At 64.3% G+C, this 22,706-nt stretch carries 20 protein-coding genes; 14 read left to right on the top strand and 6 right to left on the bottom strand.

The features are described 5' to 3' along the window. Nucleotides 1-8 precede the first annotated feature (8 nt). The 4 genes from DIE23_RS05300 to DIE23_RS05295 all read left to right on the top strand — a co-directional run bounded on the left by DIE23_RS05300 (nt 9) and on the right by DIE23_RS05295 (nt 1,894). Nucleotides 9-776, top strand: coding sequence for an ABC transporter ATP-binding protein (locus tag DIE23_RS05300; RefSeq protein ID WP_124611142.1), 768 nt, complete (start codon nt 9-11; stop codon nt 774-776). A 54-nt stretch (nt 777-830) separates the two neighbouring features. Next, a complete protein-coding gene (locus DIE23_RS39400; RefSeq protein ID WP_185646386.1) occupies nt 831-968 on the top strand; it encodes a hypothetical protein in 138 nt (45 codons plus the stop codon). Between the two features lie 259 nt (nt 969-1,227). Continuing rightward, entirely contained in the window at nt 1,228-1,365 is a 138-nt protein-coding gene (locus DIE23_RS39395) for an HHHH-motif protein (RefSeq protein ID WP_167359252.1), read from the top strand. A gap of 67 nt (nt 1,366-1,432) precedes the next feature. Continuing rightward, a complete protein-coding gene (locus DIE23_RS05295; protein WP_124611141.1) occupies nt 1,433-1,894 on the top strand; it encodes a DUF3761 domain-containing protein in 462 nt (153 codons plus the stop codon). A gap of 123 nt (nt 1,895-2,017) precedes the next feature. Here DIE23_RS05295 and DIE23_RS05290 read toward each other — a convergent pair whose 3' ends face one another. Beyond that, nucleotides 2,018-3,376 (bottom strand): polyhydroxyalkanoate depolymerase, encoded by a 1,359-nt coding sequence (locus tag DIE23_RS05290; RefSeq protein ID WP_124611140.1) that lies wholly within the window; start codon nt 3,374-3,376, stop codon nt 2,018-2,020. A gap of 313 nt (nt 3,377-3,689) precedes the next feature. Between DIE23_RS05290 and DIE23_RS05285 the strand changes: the two genes are divergently transcribed. Continuing rightward, nucleotides 3,690-4,352, top strand: coding sequence for a glutathione S-transferase family protein (locus DIE23_RS05285; protein WP_124611139.1), 663 nt, complete (start codon nt 3,690-3,692; stop codon nt 4,350-4,352). 179 nt (nt 4,353-4,531) lie between these two features. Here the strand turns inward: DIE23_RS05285 and DIE23_RS05280 are convergent, their stop codons facing one another. From DIE23_RS05280 to DIE23_RS05270, 3 genes are all read right to left on the bottom strand, one after another. Then, nucleotides 4,532-5,503: a hypothetical protein gene (locus DIE23_RS05280; RefSeq protein WP_124611138.1), complete on the bottom strand. Its 972-nt coding sequence runs from the start codon at nt 5,501-5,503 to the stop codon at nt 4,532-4,534. A gap of 106 nt (nt 5,504-5,609) precedes the next feature. Then, the gene (locus DIE23_RS05275) at nt 5,610-7,253 is read right to left on the bottom strand and encodes a DUF2334 domain-containing protein (RefSeq protein WP_124611137.1); all 1,644 of its coding nucleotides are present in this window, start codon (nt 7,251-7,253) and stop codon (nt 5,610-5,612) included. Between the two features lie 12 nt (nt 7,254-7,265). After that, nucleotides 7,266-7,571, bottom strand: coding sequence for a hypothetical protein (locus DIE23_RS05270; protein WP_260435977.1), 306 nt, complete (start codon nt 7,569-7,571; stop codon nt 7,266-7,268). A gap of 344 nt (nt 7,572-7,915) precedes the next feature. Between DIE23_RS05270 and DIE23_RS05265 the strand changes: the two genes are divergently transcribed. The 3 genes from DIE23_RS05265 (at nt 7,916) to DIE23_RS05255 (ending at nt 12,065) form a co-directional block, all read left to right on the top strand. Then, nucleotides 7,916-8,278: a hypothetical protein gene (locus DIE23_RS05265; protein ID WP_124611136.1), complete on the top strand. Its 363-nt coding sequence runs from the start codon at nt 7,916-7,918 to the stop codon at nt 8,276-8,278. A 137-nt stretch (nt 8,279-8,415) separates the two neighbouring features. Continuing rightward, nucleotides 8,416-10,374, top strand: a complete 1,959-nt coding sequence (locus DIE23_RS05260; RefSeq protein ID WP_124611224.1) for a glycosyl transferase family protein — start codon at nt 8,416-8,418, stop codon at nt 10,372-10,374. Beyond that, the gene (locus tag DIE23_RS05255; protein ID WP_124611135.1) at nt 10,371-12,065 is read left to right on the top strand and encodes an NfrA family protein; all 1,695 of its coding nucleotides are present in this window, start codon (nt 10,371-10,373) and stop codon (nt 12,063-12,065) included. The genes DIE23_RS05260 and DIE23_RS05255 overlap by 4 nt, the downstream gene beginning before the upstream one ends. A 40-nt stretch (nt 12,066-12,105) precedes the next feature. Here the strand turns inward: DIE23_RS05255 and DIE23_RS05250 are convergent, their stop codons facing one another. Continuing rightward, on the bottom strand, nt 12,106-13,008 hold the full coding sequence (locus DIE23_RS05250) for a hypothetical protein (protein WP_260435976.1): 903 nt from the start codon (nt 13,006-13,008) through the stop codon (nt 12,106-12,108). Nucleotides 13,009-13,542: 534 nt separating this feature from the next. Between DIE23_RS05250 and DIE23_RS05245 the strand changes: the two genes are divergently transcribed. The 5 genes from DIE23_RS05245 to DIE23_RS05225 all read left to right on the top strand — a co-directional run bounded on the left by DIE23_RS05245 (nt 13,543) and on the right by DIE23_RS05225 (nt 19,175). Then, on the top strand, nt 13,543-14,790 hold the full coding sequence (locus tag DIE23_RS05245) for a cyclic nucleotide-binding domain-containing protein (protein ID WP_124611133.1): 1,248 nt from the start codon (nt 13,543-13,545) through the stop codon (nt 14,788-14,790). Nucleotides 14,791-14,806: 16 nt separating this feature from the next. Then, entirely contained in the window at nt 14,807-15,571 is a 765-nt protein-coding gene (locus tag DIE23_RS05240) for a flagellar motor protein (protein ID WP_124611132.1), read from the top strand. An 18-nt stretch (nt 15,572-15,589) separates the two neighbouring features. Continuing rightward, nucleotides 15,590-16,267: an OmpA family protein gene (locus DIE23_RS05235; protein ID WP_124611131.1), complete on the top strand. Its 678-nt coding sequence runs from the start codon at nt 15,590-15,592 to the stop codon at nt 16,265-16,267. A gap of 155 nt (nt 16,268-16,422) precedes the next feature. After that, the gene (locus DIE23_RS05230) at nt 16,423-18,285 is read left to right on the top strand and encodes a methyl-accepting chemotaxis protein (protein WP_124611130.1); all 1,863 of its coding nucleotides are present in this window, start codon (nt 16,423-16,425) and stop codon (nt 18,283-18,285) included. Nucleotides 18,286-18,386: 101 nt separating this feature from the next. After that, nucleotides 18,387-19,175 (top strand): hypothetical protein, encoded by a 789-nt coding sequence (locus DIE23_RS05225; protein ID WP_124611129.1) that lies wholly within the window; start codon nt 18,387-18,389, stop codon nt 19,173-19,175. A 125-nt stretch (nt 19,176-19,300) separates the two neighbouring features. On the opposite strand, the gene wecB is transcribed toward DIE23_RS05225, so the two are convergent. After that, nucleotides 19,301-20,518, bottom strand: coding sequence for a non-hydrolyzing UDP-N-acetylglucosamine 2-epimerase (gene wecB, locus DIE23_RS05220; protein WP_124611128.1), 1,218 nt, complete (start codon nt 20,516-20,518; stop codon nt 19,301-19,303). A gap of 1,099 nt (nt 20,519-21,617) precedes the next feature. Between wecB and DIE23_RS05215 the strand changes: the two genes are divergently transcribed. Further along, on the top strand, nt 21,618-22,706 hold the full coding sequence (locus DIE23_RS05215) for a hypothetical protein (protein ID WP_124611127.1): 1,089 nt from the start codon (nt 21,618-21,620) through the stop codon (nt 22,704-22,706).

Genomic DNA, 22,706 nt, shown 5'->3' with positions numbered 1-22,706 from the left:
GATCAAGCATGTACAAGCTCACCGTTGACAACCTGCACAAGAAGTTCGGCGACAACGAGGTGTTGAAGGGCGTCTCGATGAAGGCGAAGGCCGGCGACGTGATCAGCATCATCGGCTCGAGCGGCTCCGGCAAGAGCACGTTCCTGCGTTGCATCAACTTCCTCGAGCAGCCGTGCTCGGGGCAGATCACGATCGGCAGCGAGCAAATCCAGACCGCGCGCGACCGCAACGGCTCGCTGCGCGTGGCCGACCAGAAGCAGCTGCAGCGGATGCGCACGAAGCTGTCGATGGTGTTCCAGCACTTCAACCTGTGGGCGCACATGACGGTGCTCGAGAACGTGATCGAGGCACCCATGGCCGTGCTGGGGATCGGCAAGGATGAAGCCGTTGCGCGGGCACGCAAGTATCTGGAGAAGGTCGGCCTCGCGCCGCGCGTCGAGGGCATGTATCCGTCGCACCTGTCGGGCGGCCAGCAGCAGCGCGTCGCGATCGCGCGCGCGCTCGCGATGGAACCCGAGGTGATGCTGTTCGACGAGCCGACGTCGGCGCTCGATCCGGAACTCGTCGGCGAAGTGCTGAAGGTGATGCAGAAGCTGGCCGAGGAAGGGCGCACGATGGTCGTCGTCACGCACGAGATGGGCTTCGCGCGCAACGTGTCGAACCACGTGATCTTCCTGCACCAGGGGAAGATCGAAGAGGAAGGCGATCCGCAGCAGATTCTCGTGAATCCGAAGAGCGAGCGGCTCGGACAGTTCCTGTCGGGGCGGCTCAAGTAAGCGGGCGCCGCTGCAACCTGGAACGCCAATTACCTGTTCGACCACTCGCCCGACATGGAGCATCTGGAGATCGTCGGGCCGGCCGATTTCAAGTCGATCGACGTCGAAGGGCCACGCGACGTGCCCGCGCCGACGCCGTGGGGCGATGCGGGCGCATGGCCCGGTCGTCCCGGATGCGAGGCATCCGCGTAGCCACGACAGACCGCCTTCGGGCGGTTTTTTTTATGGGTCCTTTTCCCGCATCTGGTCCTGCTTGGATCATTCGTCTTCCGAAGCATTCACGCGTAAGGAAAATCAAAAAAAAGACGGCAGTTTGTCAGCCTTGCGTGACGTTTCGTTACACGGTGTCAAAGATCGTCAATTCGATGCAGGTGCGGTGCACGGCGCGTCGGCGACCGGCGTTAAGGACGTAACAGCCGGACCACCGGCTGGCCTACCCAGGAGAATGTCCATGACCCGCATCGCGAAGATTCTGACCGTGACGGCCGTTGCCTGCGCCGCCCTCGTGCCGGCGCTGGCCGAAGCCCATTCGCACCGCGTGTGCCATTTCGATCACCACCATCACCGCGTGTGCCGCTGGGTACGTTGACCCCGGCGCGGTATTCCCGGCATCGCGTCGGGCCGTTTTTCCCGTTCAGGCAAATCAGGAGAGGATGATGAAAAAGACAATGTTGATCGCCGCGCTCGTCGCGGGCATGGGCGTGTCGATCGGTGCGTTCGCACAGGTTCCGGCCAGCGCGCCGGCCGGCACGACCGGGCTGTGCAAGGACGGCTCGTTCTACTCGGGCGCGTCGAAGAAGGGCGCATGCGCCGGTCACAAGGGCGTGAAGACGTGGTACGGCGCATCGTCGGCAGCCGCGGCCAGCGCACCGGCCGCGGCCCCCGCGACCGCGGCTTCCGCTGCATCCGGCGCGGCACCGGCGAAGAGCGCGCCCGCGACGACCGCCGCAGCGGCGCCTGGCGGCGGCGCGGGCAAGGTGTGGGTCAACGACAGCACGAAGGTCTACCACTGCTCGACCGACAAGTACTACGGCAAGACGAAGCACGGCAGCTACATGTCGGAAGCCGATGCGAAGTCGAAGGGTTACCACGCGTCGCACGGCAAGGCCTGTTCGTAACACAGGCGGGCCGCGCGAGCGTCGCCGCTTGCGCACTGCCCGGTATCGCGCCCCGCCACCCCGGCGGGGCGATTCATTGGCTACGCGGATGTGCCGCGCCGATCGTTGCCATCCCGCGCGAGGTCAGTGCACGTGATCGGATTGTGTCGCGGCCGTCGCCGCATCGTGACCGGCCGCGCGCGCGTCGAGCAATGACCGCAGCGTCACGTAGTGCGTGCCGCTCGCTCCGCCGTCCGTATCGGCAGTGCGATCGTACGGCTCGTTGTCATGGATCGTCGCACGCACGATCGGATAGATCTGCGTTTCCCAGCGGCTGCCGTTGAACACGCCATAGTGGCCTGCGCCCGTCTGCACGTGGTGCGTTTTCAGGTAGGGCGGCAATCCCGAACACAGCTCCTGCGCGGCCACCGTCTGGCCCACGGCGCAGATGTCATCCTTCTCGCCCTCGATCGTCAGCAACGCGGTGCGGTGGATCGCGGCCGGTTCCACCAGCCGGCCGCCGACCGTCAGTTCGCCGCGCGCGAGCGCGTATTGCTGGAACACTTTCTCGACCGTTTCCAGATAGAACTCCGCGGTGAGGTCGGCCGTCGCGAAGTATTCGTCGTAGAAGTCGCGCAGCGTGTCGGCCTTCGCGGGGTCGCCTTTCGCGCGCTCGTAGTACAGGTCGGCAAACGAAGCGGCATGGCGGTCGGGATTCATCGACATGAACGCGCCGACCTGCACGAAGCCCGGATACACGCAACGCTGCGCACCGGCGAAGCCGGCCGGCACCACGCTGATCAGGTTGTGCGCGAACCATTCGATCGGCCGGCTCGTGGCGAGCGCGTTGACCTTCGTCGGATTCACGCGGCAGTCGATCGGCCCCGCCATCAGCGTCAGGCTCGCGGGTTGGGCCGGATCGCCGGCGGCAGCCATTAGCGCGACCGCCGAAAGCGCGGCGACGGTCGGCTGGCAGATCGCGAGCACGTGCGCGTCCGGGCCGATCTGGCGAATGAAATCGATCACGTGCCCGACGTATTCGTCGAAGCCGAAGCGCCCGGCCGCGAGCGGGATGTCGCGCGGGTTGTGCCAGTCGGTGATGTACACGTCGTGATCGGCCAGCATCGTGCTGACCGTGCCGCGCAGCAGCGTCGCGAAATGCCCGGACATCGGCGCGACGATCAGCACGCGCGGCTGGCGCGCAACCGGCCGCGCCTTGCGGAAATGCAGCAGCGTGCCGAACGGCGTGGCCGCCGCGGTTTCCTCGACGATCGGCACCGGTTCGCCATCGACGACGATCGATGCGATGCCGAACGGCGGACGCCGGTGCGAGAACGCGCAGCATTCGAGCAGTTCGCACAGCGCGTCGACCATGCGGCCCGTCGGCGTCGACGTGGCGGGCGGCCACAGCGACATCGTCGCGCGTGTGGCGGCCGCCCATGCGCGCGCCGGGCGCAGGCATTCGGCAGACCATTGGTAGAACGGATAGGCAAGCAGATTCATGACCGTTGCTCGTTGCGTCACGTTGAGTTGAGCGAGGCAAGCCGTGTGCCAGCGTGCGGCTGGCACGCACGTTGCACGCGGTTCGCGAACGCGGCGGTATGCCTGGCGATACGCGCGGCGATTCATGCGGCGCGTGCAGCCGGACGACCGAACGCGATGCGCTGCCGCCGCGGTTCGGCCCGCAGGCCGTGCCGCAGTACCGTGCGTCGTTGCGCCAGATCGGCGAACGCGTCGCACAGGCGTGGTGCGGTTCGCATGGTGCGGCGCGCGTTTTCGGTGCAGGGGCACGAACGGCAATCGGCAGGGGAGCGACATGGAATCTACCGGACAGACGACGTTGACCATCAGCAGCCGCAATTACTCGTCGTGGTCGATGCGCGGCTGGCTGCTCGCGAAGCTGAGCGGGCTCGCGTTCGAGACGGTCAGCGTGCCGATCGATGCGGCGTCGCGCGCGGAGCTGCTGCTGCTGTCGCCGTCGATTCTCGTGCCGTGCCTGACGCACGACGGCAGCACGGTGTGGGACACGCTCGCGATCGCCGAATACCTGAACGAAATCCGGCCGCAGGCGCGGCTGCTGCCCGGCGACCGGCGTGCGCGCGCGCATTGCCGGTCGATCTGCGGCGAGATGCATTCCGGTTTCAGCGCGCTGCGCTCCGCGCTGCCGATGAACCTGCGTGCGCATTTTCCGGGTTTCCGGATCTGGTCGCGTGCGCAGCACGACATCGAGCGCATCGTGACGATCTGGCGCGAGTGCCTGGCCGCGTATGGCGGCCCCTGGCTGTTCGGCGAACAGATCGGCGTCGCCGATGCGATGTACGCGCCGGTCGTCACGCGATTCCTGACCTACGACGTGAAACTCGAGCCCGATATCGCCGAGTACTGCATGCGCATGCTCGCGCATCCGTTCGTTGCGGAGTGGATCGAGGCCGCGAAAGCGGAGCATGAAGACATCGACGAACTCGACATGGAGTTCTGACGCACAAGGCCTGTTCGTGCTTTCAACCGGACGACAGGCGCGCGCATCGAAACGAACCGCCGATGCGGCCGAGCGATCCGCATTGCGCCTCGCCGTTTCGGCGGGGCGTTTTGTTTTTCTACCGAACGGCAGCCGGCCTGGGGTTTGCCGTCTGCGTTGGCGCTCCGGTGCAGCCACGATCAGGGGCTACTCGTTCTGGCGGGCTCGACCGCCGGCGGCTCGGCCGGTCTGGTGACGAGTTCACGGGTGAGCTTGTCCGATACATAGTGCGGGCCATCGAACAGGTAGACCGGATTGCCCCGATAAGCCGCTAGCTGCTTGCTCAATTCTTCGGCGCTGGCCGCACGGAATCCACCATGCTCGGCTGGCCGGAAGGCCTCGGCGATCATCCGCACGCGTCGTTTTCCCAGGCGCGCAACCAGCGCATCGAGATAGGTGCGAGCGACGTATGCTTCGCGCGCATATACGCCGCAGCCGTCCTGGAAGAACACCCCGACATCCGAAGGCAGCCACGACGCGAGCCAGTCCGCCAGTGCCTTTCCGCCGATGTTGGTCTGGTCGTAGACGCTCACCCACAGCGGGCGCGGCAGCCCCTTCAGGATCTCGGCAAGCTTGGGCGCGTCCTGCCAGGTCGGATCGATTTCGACCGGAAAGTAGTAGCCGGTGACATGCAACGGGACAGGTACGCGTGCGACTTCCACGGACTGATCCGCGAGTGTCGACAGATGGGTGCGTGCCCGCGCTTCGTCCTGGTAGCCGGCCAGGCCCAGGATGACGTTTCTGGCCCACGGCTCGCGACCGATGCGTTCCCAGTCGGGAAGGTGCGCCGCGGGACGGATGCGGGTGTTGGCAACGTACGCGGTATCGTCGACGACGACCCACTGGATCAACAGATCGTGCACGCCGAGCTGTTGCCAGTTTCCGACGGGATTCGTCGTCGTGTTGTCCACCTGCCAGACGATTCCGTCAGCGTAGACGTCGTGCGCCGTCCAGCTACACGCGGCCATGGCAAGCGATGCACCGACGACCGCGAGCGTCGCCGCGCGGAAAGAACGCGACGCGTGCGAGCGCCGGCGCGGCCGGCGGGCCTGTCGGAACCAGCCCAGACGCTGTTGGAGCCTGCGCAAGGCCGGGATGGCGTACGTGATCATCGCGACCTCCCCGGAAGCATTTCCCCCGCGTCATCGTAGCCGATCAAACGCAAACGTGCGACCCGCGTTGCCGCTGCGGGTCGCACGAGGCTGCCGTCAGCCCGCGTCACTTCGCCGTCGTGCCGTCTACCCACGTGTAGCCGAGATTCGTGATGCCGGTCACGAGACTCTGGAAGTCCTGGTAAGCCGGCAATCGAAGATCGGGTTCAAGCCAGTACGGATGGAAGAAGAACGACGCGAAGCCGTCCCGCACCGCCAGGCCATACGTGGCGTTGGTGATGAGTTGCTGCCACGTGTACGTGATGCACGAGAACGGGTCGATATTGCAGATGTTGTACTGGACGCTGCCCAGGTTCTCGGGAATGATCCGCTGCCCGTAGTAATCGGAGTTGATGATGTACGGGAAAAACTGCCCGGCCGAAAAGTCCTGGTTGGCCGCCCCCGTTCCGATTTGCGGATTGGTCGACGTGTAGTAGACGGCCCGCTGGAACGTGGTCGGGAACGTCTGCGCCGTGGCCGCAGCTGCCTTCGGCGACATCTGATACTGCGGCGCGGCCCAGCCGACTATCTTGTAGCCGTTGAGCGTGAACTCGAGCAGGCCATCGGCCATTCTGCCTTTCGCCCATTGCACGGAGTCCTCATCGACCGGACGATTCTGCACCGCATACCAGAACTCGAAGTCGCTGCCGCTGACTGCGTTCAGAAGGTTCGGTGTCGAGTCGTACTGGTGCGTGTAGCCGTGCATCACGATCGAGCCGCCGCGCAAGAGTGCATAGTTCAACGCACTCTTGAGGCCAGTTGCCTGCGCGAGATGGATCGTCTCCGACACGCCGCCGTTGTAAAAGCCGTTCGGATCCGTATACAGCGGGATGGTCGCCATCGTGAACTTGATCCTCTTCGAGTACAGGTAGTCCGAGAGCTGCTTCATCGAACTCGTCGTCGTATACGCGTCGAGATCCTCGAGACGCACGAGCGCTCGATGATTCACCGGTGCATTGGTTTGCAGGATGTCGTGCAGCATGTCGCATATCACCAGATATCGATCCGTCGGTCCGATATAGGAGAACGGCATGTCCGCGAAGTACCAGAACTTGCCTGAGCGCATGACGTATGGCGCGGTTGCACCGCTCTGGCTGTTCTTGATGGTGACGAGCACCTGCGCCTTGGTGGCATCGATGACCTGGGTCAGCCCGACATCCGGGTCCGCGTTGATGGCGCCGGTCGATGCGTTATACGCGTAATACTTGACCATCGACAGGTTCTTGTACGTGACCGTGTCGTAGAAGCCGGGATTCGGATTGCTCGACGAAGGCGTCGCGTTCATCCCGGCAAGGCCTTGAAAGCCGAACCCGTAGGTCTGGTTGAACGTATAGGCCGTGTTCCACGCGAGCTGCCACAAGTTGTACTTGAACCAGACCACCGTCTTCGTGGCGGTCATCACGTCGCTCATGAATGCCGTCGGAATCGGGTTGTTGTAGTAGTCGCCGATGTAGAACGTGACGTCGTGGTTTGCGACCATGCCGGACGTATAGTTCTGTATCGGAACCAGATCGACCGTCGTATTGAAGTGGCCAAGCAGGTTCCTCAACATGATGCTGTATATCAGGCCGAGCTTCGAATACGGGTCGTTGGCCGGATTGTCGTAGAGCACGAGCGTATGGGCCGTGGTGGCCTGCGCGTGCGCTGTGCCCGGCAAGGTCATTTGTGCGAGTCCGGCGAGCAGGGCAATGACGATCAAGATCTTTTTCATGGCCGTTTCTCCCTAGTCACGTTCCACGTTGCCATTGGCGTTCTTGACGGACTTCCTGTCGAACTTGGGGCGTCCCGTCTCCTTGTAGGCCTTTTCCCAATCCTCGTCGGACATGCCGGGTTTCACGTTGACGTGAGCAGAACCGTTCGGCAATGGCGGGGGCTTGACCTTGCCGATGGACGGCGTGTTCGCCTGCTGCGCGCTCGTGTCCCGAACCGCGACGGTGACGACGAGCGTGGAAGTCAATGCGACGAGTATCCCGGCGGTGATTAACCCGTTTCGAAAAGATTGATTGCGACGCGCAGGCATGATTTTCATCCTTTGATATGCAAATTGCGTTCATCTCGTTAACGAGACGAGCACGGCGAATTCCCCCTTTAAAATCGGGGTGTTATGTCGTGATTTATTGCGTGCTTGATATCGGATAAAAAAATGAAAAACCGGATGGCTTTGCTTTCAAGCTAGATTCGTACCATCCGCCGCAAATGTGCACCTGGCCGCGACGCCGAAATCGGCGCGTTACGGCAGTCAAAAATTGTTTCGATAAACGTTTCACGCATGCAACGCCGCCTGGGTCGCCGAATTTAATCCGGCACGCGTAAAGCCCGCAAGGCCGGTTCACGGAAAGCCAGTCACCGCCGGAATTGCGTGACGCCCCGCCGATGGCGGTAACCGATGCGCTGCAGCGCACCTGCCAAACACCTTTCAGCGGATCGCCCGACCGCGTTTCAGCATTGAAACATTTGGCTCGGATCGATTCACCGATTGCGTATAGCGCATGCGCGGAGCCCGGAAGGCTCAAGGGTGGCGCGATGATGGCGCGCGACTTGCTTGAAGCGAGGTGCGTCGAGAAGACGGTGCCCGGGGAGCACCGCGAGACGCAGGATCAGGAATGGCTGAACGCGTTGGCGAATGCAGGGACGGGGGCAAGCAAGCGGGGGAAACCGGCTCTCAAAAGTCATCCACTCGGCACGTTGCATTCCTGGTGCTGCTACGTGGTCGTATCAATAGCGCTCGATACCTGATCGATTATTTCGAGTGCGACATGAATTGATGTGGCGTCAGCCGCGGAGTGGACGTGACGGGGTCGACGGGGACGGGGAGCGTTTCGTCTTGCGTTGGTATGACGGGGAAGAAGCACATACAAGAGAAAGCCGCGGAAATGGATAATATGATATGGAGTGCATATTTGTATGCATTCAACTTCGTCGCCATTGTGACCGCCATCGTCATCCTGGTCAGCACGCTGGATGACCTTACGCTGGACGCTTGTTATTGGTCATTCGAAATCGGGCGAATCCTGCGTCGCGAGAAATCGCAGACCATCGATGTCGGCATGCTGCGCGCGCTGGAGGAGCGCCATCTGGCACTCATGGTGCCGGCATGGAAAGAGTACGACGTGATCGCCAAGATGATCGAGAACACCCTGGCGACCATCGAGTACGAGCGCTATGTCATCTTCGTCGGAACCTATCACAACGACGCGGAAACCACGGCGGAAGTCGAGCGGATGGTGCGCAGGTACCCGGGGCGGGTGACGCGTGCGACGGTCATGAACGACGGGCCGACCTGCAAGGCCGATTGCCTGAACTGGATCGTCGAAGCGATCCTGCGCTACGAAGAAGTCCACCATATTCGGTTCGCGGGCGTCGTCATGCACGACTGCGAAGATGTCGTTCATCCGATTGAACTCAAGTACCTCAACCATGCGGTGGCGGACAGCGACCTGGTCCAGCTTCCGGTCCTGTCATTGCCGCGGAAATGGAACGAGTTCGTGGCGGGCTGCTATCTCGACGATTTCAGCGAAACGCACCAGAAGGACGTGCCGGTGCGGGCCCGCCTGACCGGTATCGTTCCGGGCGCGGGCGTTGCATCGTGCTACAGCCGGCGCTCGATCGAGGCAGCGACGAAGGCCCGTGGCGGCGCTCCGTTCAACACCAGTTCCCTGACCGAGGACTACGACTTCAGCTTCCGGTTGAGAGACCTCGGCATGAAGGAAACCTTTGCCCGCTTTCCGCTCTCGGATGTCGCACGCGATGCCGGCGGCGGGCATTCAGAGCGTGGAGGCGCCAGTCAAAACCTGCTGGCCACGCGCGAGTATTTTCCGGAGACGTTTCGCGCCGCATACCGGCAGCGCGCGCGCTGGATCGTCGGCATCGCCTTCCAGGGCTGGGAGCAACTCGGCTGGAAGGGCGACCTCCTCACCCGCTACATGTTCTTCCACGATCGCAAGGGCATCGTGACGTCGCTGTTTTCGGTCATTGCCTATGGAGTGCTGATCAACTTCCTGTTGCTTGCCGCCCTTCAGAGAGCCGGCCATGTGATCCCCGTCGGCGCGCGCCTCGTCACCATCGGCGCATGGGTCGCGCCGTTGCTATGGGTGAATACCGTCATGCTGTGCGTCCGGGCCGTGCAACGCTACCACTTCGTCAGCAAGCTGAACGGTCCGGTCCAGGGGCTGCTCTCGATCCCGAGGATGCTCGTCAACAACCTGATCAATTTCTACGCGGTCTGCCGGGCCTGGCGCATCTATATCGGCCACCTGGTGAGCGGCAAGCCGATTGCATGGGACAAGACCAGTCACACCTACCTGTCGAACGAAGCGCTCGGCAAGGCGCGCCTCAAGATCGGTGAACTCCTGGTCGGCTGGGGCGTGGTCACGCTGGAGCAGTTGCAGGCCAGCCTCGAGAAACAACTGACATGCGGCAAGCGGCTGGGCGAACTGTTGCTCGAAGGCAGCGCGCTATCCGCCGAATCGCTGGCCGATGCCATCGCCGAGCAGGCGGAGCTGCCCCGGGTGAGCCTGGGCAACATCGCGGTGGGCCACTTCGCGGACTCGCTGGCATTCGAGCTGCAGTACGCATACCTGGCCGTTCCGTTTTCAACCTCGGATGACGGGACGCTGAACATCGCGGTCGGGCGGCCGCTCACGCAGGACGAACAGGATGTCGTGCGGCGGGGAGCCCGATCGAACGTTGCCTATTTCATCGCCAGCGATACGGAGATCGCTGCCGAACTCGCCCGGCACTCGCGCTTCGTCGAGCTCGCACGGGTACGCGACGACAATGATGCGACGCTGCAGGCCTTTCAGGTGAACAAGCCGTCGGGAGAACAGCGATGAAGCGCTCGACACGCCCGATCGCGGCTGGTCTCAAGCGCTGCGCACGGCTGAGTGCCCTGGCGATCGCCATGTCGCTGGCCTGGCAGGCTCCGGCATCGGCCGCCCGGCAACTGACACCCAAGGCCTATCGGCTCGCCGACGGCGCATACAAGGCGATCAACGCAGGCGATCTGCCCCGCGCGGAGGAGTACGCGCTGCGTGCCGTCAGGACTCAGCCTGGAAGCGAGCAGCTCGGGCTGCTGCTCGCGGACATATACCGGCGGGAAGGAAAAGTTGACGAAGCGGACGCGATGCTGGAATCGCTGAGCGTTCGCTTTCCGAAAAGCGCGGCCGTACTGGCGCAGCATGGCTACCTGGCGCAGCGGCAGATGCATTACGACGTCGCGTGTCGCGATTTCTCGGCCGCCGTCGCGACCGGGAAATGGAGCAAGGACCAGCAGCGCAACCTGCGTCTCGCATGGTCGGACAGCGCGCTCGCGGCAAATCGCCCGCATGAGGCCGGTGTTGCGCTGGCGCCGCTGGCCGATGAAAAATCGGCCGTGATCCAGGTGCGTATCGCGCAACTGAGCTTGCAGGCCGGTGACCGCGAAAGTGCTATCCGCATGGCGGACCTGGCGGCCAGCGACGCATCGACGGACACCGAGCGGAACATGGCCGCGTCGATCGCGGCGCAAGCACGGCAAGTCGATCAGCCGCCGCTGGCGCCGGTCGACGATAGCGCGACACAGAAGTTGCAGCAGGCCTATGACCTCCTGCGCGAACACAAGGATCGCGAGGCGCTCGACGCATTTCAGGAGGGTTTCGCCGGCGGCGCCGGCAACGCGATGAACTACGCGGACGCGGGCTATACCGCGAAGCGGATCGGATTGAACGAGCAGTCCGTCCAGTTGTTCGAACACAGTCTCGACGCCGATGAAAACGAGCACGCGTTCGACACGCAGCGCAAGTTCGGCTATCGGCGGGAAGTCGAACAACTGGAGCGCACCTGGGGTTTCGTGCTGAGCGCGCCATACCAGTCGGCCGCATTCGGCCCGCAAGGCACCATCAGCGTGCTCCAGCCGGGTGTCGAGGCGTACTGGCAGCCCCCGAAGATCGGCTATCAGAACGGCCGCATCCTCCAGTTCTTCGTGCGCGGATACGGCACGGCCTACGACGGCAACGGCAACGTGACCGGCATGCCGACCGTGCAAGGGTCGGTGGGAGCGCGCTACAAGCCGATACCCGACCAGAACGTGGTGGTGACCGCCGAGCGGCTGTTTCATATCGGCAGCCTGTCGATGGCGGACTGGCTGATGCGTCTGGGCTATTCGTCGGAAGCGGGCACCGACCTGCGGGTCACCGAACCGAGCTGGCGCAGCTGGCAGGCCTATGTCGAAGGGGCGTACTTCATCAAAGCCGGCCGATACATCATCTATTCGGAACTGCGTTACGGGCACACGTGGCGTTTGCCGATGCTCAGCGATCGGCTGACCGTCTACCCGCACGTCGCGGTGGCCGGCGATCACGACAATCGTCAGGCGGACAGGACGGCAATCGGTGTAGGGCCCGGCGTCCAGTTCCGGTACTGGTTTCGCGAAGGCAGGTATACCGCGCCGGCAAGCTATCTCGACGTGACGGTGCAATACCGGTTTCCATTGACGTCAGCGGCCCGCGCACGTGGTCTCGTGGTGCGCGCGACATTGTGGTTCTGAGCGACTGCGCTGACGCTGGAACTGCCTGCGGACGGGGCGATCAGTTGGGCGACTTCAGCGGGAGGATCGTTTGACGCAACAACTGGAAGTAGGTGCTCGTCGAATAGGGGAGCATCTCTTCCACGTAGTTCCACCAGAAGAATCCGCCGATGAAACGCGGATCGGTCATGCTGTTGACCATCGGGTAATAGGTCTTGATCAGGTTTTGCTGGACCGACGTCGGCGCGGAGATGTCCGATGTCCCGATTTCGCCGAAACCGACCTTCGCGTTCGGGAAGATGCTTTCCAGCGCCGCGAAATCGTTGTTCCACGACGGATTCAGCCCCGGGCAATCCTGATACGGGTAGTAGCTGAACAGCGCGTAGTCGGCCTGTTGGCGAACCGTCGACGGCAGGAAGTTCGTCGGCCAGGTCTTCCAGTAGTCCTGCGGCTTCTCCCAGCAGTTGTTGCCCTTGCTGTCGTCGTTGTAGTACAGCGTGATCGCGGTCTTCCCGCCGTTCGATTTGACGATCGTGTTGGCCGCGGCAACCATCTGGCCGATTTGCTGCTCTTCCGAATTGACCACGGTGTTCGTGCCGCTCGGATCATTACGCAGCCATTCGCCGTTGATTTCGTTGGCGATCTCCCACACGTCGACGGTGTTTTTCAACTGCGACACCAGTTCCTGCGTTCGCGCCTTGTACGTCGTGAGATCCGTCGGGAAATAGTAGGAATCGTAGACTTCGCCCATCACGTACGCGACCGAGTGCAGGCGCAGCAACGGTGCGTAGTAGTCGGCGGCCGACGTGCCCGGGTCGAACACGACACGCACGGTCGGCCGGTACGGCAGGTTCTGCAGCGACGCGATGATCGCATCCAGTTTGGTCAGGTCGTCGAGCGTCACGCCGTAGACCGGATTCTTCAGCGGTTCGACCTGGGCATTGGCGGGCCGGGATAAAGGCATGAGCCCGGCATAAGCAACGCATGCGGCAATGGCCGTACGCGAGATGGTTTTCGTCGGTTTAAACAAAACGGTCTTCCATCCTAAAGTAAGAGGAAGCGGGATTTTAGATGAAAATAAAAGCAAATTATCGGACGATATGTGAAGTAACGGGGCCGGATAGCTCCGGGGACGTCGCTTCGGGACACCGCCGAGATAAACGCAGCATTCCGAAATGAACGCCGGCGGTATCGGCCGGTGCGACGGCTTCGGCGCGTCGCTTCCGGTTCATCGCAGGGAGCCGGGGAAGGGGGCGATTGGGTCGCCCGCGCATGCCCGAGTTTTCGCTCGGGCGATGCACGGATGTATCGAATCGAATCTTCCAAGGATGTCCGGAGATCCGCAAACGTTTCACCTTGATTTTCGATCGAAACGAGTTCGATTTTCCTAAAGGATGCCTGTGCCGATGACGTTAAGACGGGCACGGGGATGACCGACGATCGCATGCCTGCGACATGCGACGCGGTCCGCAATAACCAGCGCAGCAGGGGAATCAACTTGAATCGTCAGCAATCGTGGACGCGTACGGCCGCGCCCGGCGAGATCGTCTACTCGGAGGGCTTCGCCGGAGAGCCCGTCATTTTTCTGATCGCCGACGGCAAGGTCGAGCTGTCGACGCGCTGCGACGACAAGCGCGTCGTCGTCGCGACGCTCGGGCGCGGCGAATTCTTCGGCGAATCCGCGCTGCTCGCGTCCGAGCCGCGCGCGCATACCGCGAAGGCGCTGTCGTTCTGTCAGTTCACGGTCGTGCCGGCCGCGCTGCTCGACGAGGAAATCGAGCACGTGTCCGCGCTGCTCCGTCATATCGTGCGCACGATGATCCGGCGCGTGAAGCGCAAGGACGACCAGCTGGCGACCTACACGCATGCGGATTTCATGCCGGGCGTGCTGTCGTACGCGCATGTGCTGTCGCTGATGGCGGGCGCCGAGACGCGCGGCTCGGACGACGCGTGGTCGCGGCGGCCGATGCAGGCGCACGCGGCGGAGACGTCGGTGCCGCTCGCCGACGTGATCCGCCGCTGCCGCGCGATCGCCGGCCATTCGCGTCCGCACGTGCTCGCGATGCTGCGCCGCATGGAGAAGCTCAATCTCGTCACGATCGAGGCCGCGCCGGCCGACCATGCCGGTGGCGCGGCCGATTACACGGCGTCGTCGGATGCGCGCCAGGTCGTCACGTTCGATGCCGCGCGCGTGATCGATCGCGCGCAGCAGGTTGCCGATCACGATCTCGACGTGTCGATCAACAGCGAGCTGGAGCTGATCGAGCTCGCCGATCTCGAGGCGCTGATCGGTGTCGACCGGCAACTCCTGCTCAACAAGCTGTCGCACGGCGAGATCGCGGAAGAGGTGTTCGCGTTCCGCAAGTCGAAGGTGCTCGGTTACGTCGAGCAGAAGGGTGTCGCGTATTTTTCGCGGCGCAACCGACGCGCCGGCGGCGACGTGCACGCGCTCGAGGATATCGTGGGGGTCGACCAGCGCACGCTGTTCGACGTGATCAGTGCATTCGACACGTACGATCTCGCGAAGCTGATCGCGAGCCTCGACGATCGCGCGGTGGCCGACAAGCTGTTCTCCGTGATGACGGAAGCGCGGCGCAACGAGGTGTCGTGGGTGATGCGTCGCGAGCTCAAGCTCGATCCGCTCGAGATCGAGGAGATCGAGCGGCGCGTGCTGGATGCCGTTCGCGCGGCCAAGGCACCGGTCGCAGGCGCGGCCTCCGTGCCGCTGGCTTCATCCGACGCGTAACCCGACGGAGACGCATATGGACCTGTTGACCCTGGCCGGCGTGCTGCTCGGTGGCGCGGCGATCGTGTTCGGCTTCGCACTGGAAGGCGGGCATTTTTCGACGCTGTTCCAGTTCGAAGCGCTCGTGATCGTGCTCGGCGGCACGCTCGGCGCGGTGATGATCCAGAACACGTGGGCGCGATTCTTCGACGCGGTGAAGCAGTTGCGGCTCGCATTCGTGCGTGCGCAGGAGGTCGACCGCAAGCACCTGACCGACCTGCTCGAATGGGGCGATCGCGCGAAGCTCGAAGGGCTGCTCGCATTCGAATCGATGGACGTGAGCGGCATTCATCCGTTCGCGCGACGCGGGCTCGAACTGCTCGCGAACGGCGTGTCGACCGCGGTGCTCGAGGACGCGCTGCAGCGCGATCTCGACGCGTACGAGCGCAGCCGTCTGGCGGCCGCGCGCGTGTGGCAGCAGGCCGGCGGCTATGCGCCGACGTTCGGCATCCTCGGCTCGGTGCTCGGGCTGGTGCAGGTGACGAGCCACATTCTCGAGCCGGCGCAGCTCGGCCCGGGCATCGCGGTCGCGTTCATCGCGACGCTTTACGGCCTGGCGTTCGCGAACCTCGTGTTTCTGCCGCTGTACGGCAAGCTGCGCGCGCAGATCGACAGCGAGCTGCGTTTTCGCAAGCTGTATCTCGACGGCTTGCTCGCGATCTCGCGCAAGGAATCGCCGCATACGATCGAAACGCGGCTGACCGGCGACGTGCGCGGCCGCGCGGCCGAGTCGCTCGCATGACGCACCGGGAGCTTCGACATGACGGCTCGAACTGACGCGGCGCGGGCCGGCCCGGCCGCCGCCGATCGCGACGACGATGAAGCCGAGGGCACGCAGTCCGGACGCTGGCTGATTTCCTACGCGGACCTCATCACGACGCTGATGGTGCTGTTTCTCGCGCTGTACGTGCTGCAGCTCGCGAAATACAACGCGCTCGATGCGCGCTATCAGACGCTTGCAAGGCACGACAGCGGCACCGCGAGCACCGGGGATGCCGTGCCTGACCGTGCGCCCGCCTGGCTCGCATCGCTGGACGCGCTGAAGACGAACGGCCGCATCTCGCTCGTGCGTGCGCCGCACGGCATCGAGATCGGCATCGACGCGAAGATCCTGTTCAACGTCGGCGATGCGCGCCTGCTGTCCGACGCCGCGCCCGTGCTGACCCAGATCGCGCGGGCGCTGAGCGAGCATGCGACCGGCGACATCCTCGTCGAAGGGCATACCGACAACGTGCCGATCGCGAACGCGAAATACGAATCGAACTGGGAGCTTTCGTCCGCGCGGGCCGGCAGCGTCGTGCGCTATCTGGCCGAGCGCGGTGTCGCGCCGCACCGGCTCGCGGCGATCGGACGGGCCGATACGCAGCCGCTCGTCGCGGGCGACGATGCGGCGGCACGGGCGCGCAACCGGCGCGTGACGATATTCGTCGCGTACTGATCGAGCGCGCCTCGACGGGCGCGCGACGCCCGCCCGTCGACGACATATCCGATCTCGCATGACGAACATGTGAAACCGGCGATGCGATTCCGCGCGTGCCTGCCGATAACCCAAGCTGGCTCAGACCGAGCGGTCATGGTTATCGAGGGTTCCCCATGCATTTCTGGCGCAAGCTTTCCATTCAGAACAAGCTGATTCTCAGCATGACGAGCTGCCTGCTCGTGTTCGTCGCGATTTCGAGCGGGTTGAGCGTCCGCCTGATCGGCAACGCCGTGCGCGATCGCGTCGTTCGCGAAGCGCTGCCGACGGCCGTGAGCGGCATCCGCGCGGACGTGCAGCGGCAGATGGCCGGGCCGATCGCCGCGTCGCGCATCCTCGCGCGCGATGCATTCCTGCTGCAATGGGAGGCCGACGGCGAGCCCGACGCCGGCACGCGCAACTGGATCCGGCTGGCGAAGAGCGTGAAGGACGAGCAGAAGGCGGCGTCCGTGCAGTGGGTGTCGGTGAAGAGCGGCAACTACTACAACGAAGCCGGCCTGCAGCGGAAGGTCACCGATCAGGATCGGTGGCTGACGACCTTCCTCGCGTCGGGCAAGGCCTACGATGTGAACATGGATCGCGAGGTCACGGTCGGCGGTTACATGATGTTCATCAACAGCCGCGTGGAGCTCGACGGCGCGCCGATCGGCGCGGCCAGCATGAGCCTGTCCGTCGACGCGCTCGCGACGGGGATCGCCGCCTACCGGATCGGCGACACCGGGTTCGCGTATCTCGTGCGGCCGGACGGCGCGATCATGATGCATCGCGATGCGTCGCTGATCGACGGCAAGCACTTTCTGAAGGACGATCCGGGCCTGCCTGGCGACGCATCGTCGACGCTGCTGGCCGGCAAGCCGTACGCGTACCTGAGCTACGACGGCGACGGCGGCGCGCGCTTCGTCGCGACGTCGTTCATTCCGGAGCTGAATGCGTACGTGGTCGTCGAAGTGCCGCAGGCCGAACTGCTCGGTCCGGTGACGCGCGCGATTCGCAGTGCGGCGCTGGTCGCCGCGATCACGGGCCTCGGCGTCGCGCTGGTCGTGATCTGGCTGGTCGGGCGCGCGATCGCGGCGCCGATCCGTCGCGCGGCGATGCTGCTGTCGGACATCGCGAGCGGCCAGGGCGACCTGACGCGCCGGATGACGGTCGAGAGCCAGGACGAGATCGGCCAGCTGTCGGACGCGTTCAACCGCTTCGTGTCGTCGTTGTCGACGCTCGTCCATCGGATCCGCGCGGCGTCCGCGTCGATCGCGACCGGGTCCGCGCAGATCGCGTCGGGCAATGCGGACTTGAGCGAGCGGACCGAAGGGCAGTCGAGCAACCTCGAGCGGACGGCTTCGTCGATGGAGGAAATCACGGCGGTCGTGCGCAACAACACCGAAACCGCGACGACGGCCGCGAAGCTGATCACCGGCGCATCCGATACGGCGACGCGCGGCGGGCAGGTCGTCGGCGAGGTCGTGACGACGATGGAGCAGATCAGCGACGCGTCGCAGCGAATCTCCGAGATCATCGTGATGATCGACAGCATCTCGTTCCAGACGAACATTCTCGCGCTGAATGCGGCGGTCGAAGCGGCACGCGCGGGGGAGCAGGGGCGCGGGTTCGCGGTCGTCGCGTCGGAAGTGCGCAATCTCGCGCAGCGCAGCGCGCAGGCGGCGAAGGAGATCAAGGCGTTGATCGAGCACAGCGCGGGCACGGTGAACACCGGGGCGCGGCTCGTCGGCGAGGCCGGGAAGGTGATGAGCGATGTCGTGTCGCAGGTGCAGGGCGTCAGCGCGATGATGAGCGAGATCGCCGAGGCGAGCCTCGAGCAGAGCGCCGGCATCGACCAGATCGGCGACGCGGTGCAGTCGCTCGACCAGATGACGCAGCAGAACGCGGCGCTGGTCGAGGAAAGTGCGGCGGCCGCGGAGAGCCTGAGGCAGCAGGCGGCGGAACTGACGCGCCTGGTATCCGCGTTCAAGGTGGACGAATGAGGTCCGCGCGACGTTAGAATGACGCGTATCGGAAGGACGGCTGCAGCGAGCGCTCGGCAGCCGTTTTACTTGTCGGCGCGGGAATCGGTGACGTCATAAAAATGAAGCGCATATCAAGATTGAAGCTCGGGGTGGGGGCGGTGGTGCTCGCGGCGGTGCTCGCCGCGGTCGGGGCGAAGGTGATCGCATCGCCGGCGGATTCGTATCTCGCCTACCGGAAGAAAGCGGCGGATGCGGTCGCCGCGGCCCGGATGGAGGATCGGGCGAACCTCGACAGGCAGTACACGGCCGACGTCAATGCGCGGCTGGCGAAGCTGGTTGGCACGGTCAGGGCGAAAGGATTTGCCGCGAATGCGGAGAGCACCGTGCAAAGCGTCGTCGCCGACGACGGGACGCCGCCGGGGCCGGACGGGTTGTCCTTCAAATCGGGCGACGGGAAGACGAATCTCGTCGTGACGACCGTTGCGCTGCTGAAGGCATGGGCGCGCACGGCGGATGCGGGAATCAGGCCGACGGACGATGTCGCCGCGATGTTCGACAACGAAGTGCTTTACACGAACGTGTTCGGCGACGACGCCGCGGCGTTTCGCTTCGCCGAGTTGCCCGTCAAGCGGCAGCCGGCCGACGGCGCGGTGAAGGCGTGGCTGCTGGGCGAAAGCCAGGACGGCGTACCGGATGGGCCGAACACGCTGGCCGTGTCGGTCCGGCAGGGCCAGCGGGTTTATATCCTGTGGAAGAACGTGACGCTTCGGCCGATCGCGGCGTGCAGCGCCGCGCGCGTGCCCGAGGAGGCGCGGCAGGCGTGTTTCGCCAAACAGATGGTTTCCCAGCGGATTTATCCGCGGTTGATCGCGCAGGCGCAATCGATGGCGGACGCCGTGGTTCGCTAGCAGCTGGCCGCGGCGATCGATCGCATGGTGCGATTCGCTGGCGACGGGTGTGCGTGCGTCCGACGCATGGCGGGTAGCGACATCGCGTGTCGCCCCCCCGCCCGCATGCCGCAAGACGATCGAATTCAAGGCGACCGCAACGCCTGCAACCCCAGCGTGAGTGCGTTGAACGGCATCTCCGCGGCCCCCATCGAGAAGCTCGTCGCGTTCGCGGTTGCCCCCGGCGTGTGCATCAGCGCGTGGACGATCCGCTCGCTCGCATGGCCGTCGCCATAGGGATTGCTCGCGCGTGCCATTTCCTCATACGCCAGCTCGCTGTCGAACAGCCGCGATGCCTCCCGGACGATTCGCTCCGGGTCCGTGCCGACGAGCCGTGCCGTGCCGGCCCGGATCGCTTCGGGTCGCTCGGTCGTGTCACGCGTGACGAGCACCGGTTTGCCGAGCGCCGGCCCTTCCTCCTGAATGCCGCCCGAATCCGTGATGATGAAGTACGAGCGTGACATCAGGAATACGAAGGAAAGATACTCCTGGGGTTCGATCAGGTAAATGTTCGGTACGCTGCCGAGCAGCGCGCGCGCCGGCTCGCGCACGTTCGGATTCATGTGCAGCGGATAGACGAACTGCGCATCGCGGTAGCGGTTCGCGAGCGTGCGGAGCGCCTCGCAGAAATGCCGGAACGGCTCGCCGAAGCTCTCGCGGCGATGGCCGGTGATCAGCACGACGCGCCGCGACGGATCGAGGAACGGGAACCGGGCGGCGACCTTGTCGTTGAGCTCGGTATTGTGGTCGAGCATCCGTTTGACGTCGTGCAGCGCATCGATCACGGTGTTGCCGGTCATCACGACCCCGTCCACCGGCACGCCTTCGCTGAACAGGTTGTCGCGCGCCTGGCTGGTCGGCACGAAATGCCACGACGACACCGCGTCGGTCACGCGGCGATTCAATTCCTCCGGCCACGGCGACCAGATGTCGCCGCTGCGCAAGCCTGCTTCCACGTGCCCGACCGGCAGATAGCGGTAGAACGCGGCCAGACTGACGGCCAGCGTCGTCGTCGTATCGCCGTGCACCAGGACGATGTCCGGCCGCAAGTCGTCGAAGACCACCCCGATCGCCTGAAGAATGCCGGTCGTCACGTCGGTCAGCGTCTGACTCTGTCGCATCAGATTGAGATCGTAGTCGGGCTTGATGTCGAACAACGTGAGGACCTGATCGAGCATTTCCCGATGCTGGGCCGTGACGCACACCCTGGCGTCGACATCCCTGCGCGCCTTCAGTGCGCGGACGAGCGGGGCCATCTTGATGGCTTCCGGCCGAGTCCCGAACACAAGCAAGATCTTTTTCATCGTGAGCCTCGTTCAACATCTTTGCGCCGGAAGAACCCGGCACCTGAAACCAAACCTGTATGCAGGCGATTCGTCCCGTGCCCGCTTGCGTCACGCCGGGCGCGCGACATGCAGCGGGGTGGCGGGGTGATCGCACTGCTTATTGTCCGCGTGGTTCCCGTCCACGCGATCGTCGGACTCCGGGTGTCCCCTGTCACCTGATCAGTCACGTCATGAGCGTTCCTCGCTGGATCGTCCGCCTCGCCCGTCGGGTTGACTGCGTGGTCGCCGCATTGCCGCGCGCCCGCATTGGTTCCTGTCTTCGATAGAGCAATATTCAAACCAGCGGCCCTGCGACCGGGTCCGATGCGCCTCGCGCATGCGGATCGACATGGAACGTTTCACAATTGCTACGAACCCGACAGCGGCGTGCTGCCGCGATGCAGAGGGACGTCCGACAATCCACACCATCGATTCGGTCACGTCATTCGAAGCATGGCGACGGGTGCCGTGCGCACGGTCGATCGAATCGCATGAGCCGTTCCAGTCGGCTTGGACTGTTTCGATATGCGAATTTTGTATGGGTGCGATGAGCGGGACGTCGTCGATTCTCCGTTCCCGCACCGAGGATTTTCCGGATGCACCGTGTTGCGCATCGTCCGGTTCGGCTGGTGTGAAATGTTGCGCATCTGAAACGCACGTCCGGGACGGGCTGGCCATATCCGCGCGGCGGCCAGTCGATGCGCGCCGTGATGGGCATGCGTCCGTGCCGAACAGGGGCCATGCAATCCGCTGCGTGGAGGGCGGGTGAACACTGATTCGCCGTTGAATCAAAAATACGCGATTCGTGCACGGGGTGGGGGGATTGTGCACTCGCAGGCCGTTGCCGCACGGGGCGAGGCGATCCATGGCTCACCACTTGCTTGTTTCAGGAGGACAGGCGTGTCCCCACGCGTTTGAACGACGACGGACGGACGCGACGCATTATTCCGATTTCGATTCAGGTTCACCCGCGCCAAGGTGCACTGAGCCATATCGTCGACACGTTCGCCAGGCGCGACGCGGCCAACGCCGCGCTCGGCGACGATTGCGCAGGACGACCGCGCAGGAGCCTCCGATCATGAACCGGCCCGCGCTTTTCCCGGCCGCACGCACATGCGTGGCGGCTACCGTCAGGCTGTGCCATTCGTGGCGGGTTGCCTGCTGCGTCGTCGCGTGCTGCTCCGTGCTGCACGCGGGTGCCGGCGAACTCCATCTCAACGGGCTGTATCAACGCCCGGACGGCGCGATCACCGTGCGCCTGAACGGCGCCGGCGTCGATCCTTATTTCGCTGCGAAGGCCTTGCTCGCCGCTGCCGACACCCAGATGGACGCCCGCCACGCGGCACTCGCGTGGATCGCATGGGCGTTGCCGCGCCAGCGTCCGGACGGCGGCTTCGACCGCTACTGCGTGAAGAGCGGCCAGATCAACCCGTGCGCGGAAGCCGACGCGGACGACGCGATGATGGCGACCTGGACCGAACTGCTCGCACGCTTTGCGCCATCCGACGGGATGCCGGCCGCATGGGAACTCAGCCTGAACCGAGCGGGCGCGCACCTCGACACGTTGCTCGACCAGGCGAGCGGCGTCTATCAGATCTCGTCGTCGCAGCACGTTGCACTGCTGATGGACAACGTCGAGGTGCACAGCGCGTTTCAGGCGCTCGCCGCGTATTACGTGCGCCGGGCCGATTACGCGCATGCGGGGCCGTGGAGCCAGCGCGCCGACCGGCTGTCGTCGGCGATCGTGAAGGTGTTCTGGCGCGGCTCGCAATCCGGTTTTCGCGCGAGCACGCAGAAAATCAACGACACGAGCTTCTACCCGGCGAAAGTCGCGCAGATCTTCCCGATCCTGTCGGGCATACAGGTGCCGGACCAGTCGAACGAGACGATCTATGCGCAGTGGATGCAGAAGTACGGCAAGACCTGGATGCAACTCGCCGGCTCCGATTTTCCGTGGGGGGTGATCGCGCTGGTCGCATTCAGGATGAACGACTGGAGCACCGTCGCCTGCTGGTATGCCCGCTCGGGCCCATACCGTCACGGCACGCACTGGAACGTACTGGAGGAGTCGCTGTACCTGGCATTCGAAAGCCGGATGGCCGGTCCGCTCGCCCCCGCTCAATGCGGAGTCACGACGGCGGCGGCAACGGTGCCCCGCTCGCGCTGA

It is taken from the genome of Burkholderia sp. Bp9143, assembly GCF_003853645.1.
In the GTDB taxonomy this organism is placed as follows: domain Bacteria; phylum Pseudomonadota; class Gammaproteobacteria; order Burkholderiales; family Burkholderiaceae; genus Burkholderia.
The sequence above is the reverse complement of the archived record's forward strand: the minus strand, read 5'-3'. Positions and strand labels throughout refer to the sequence as shown.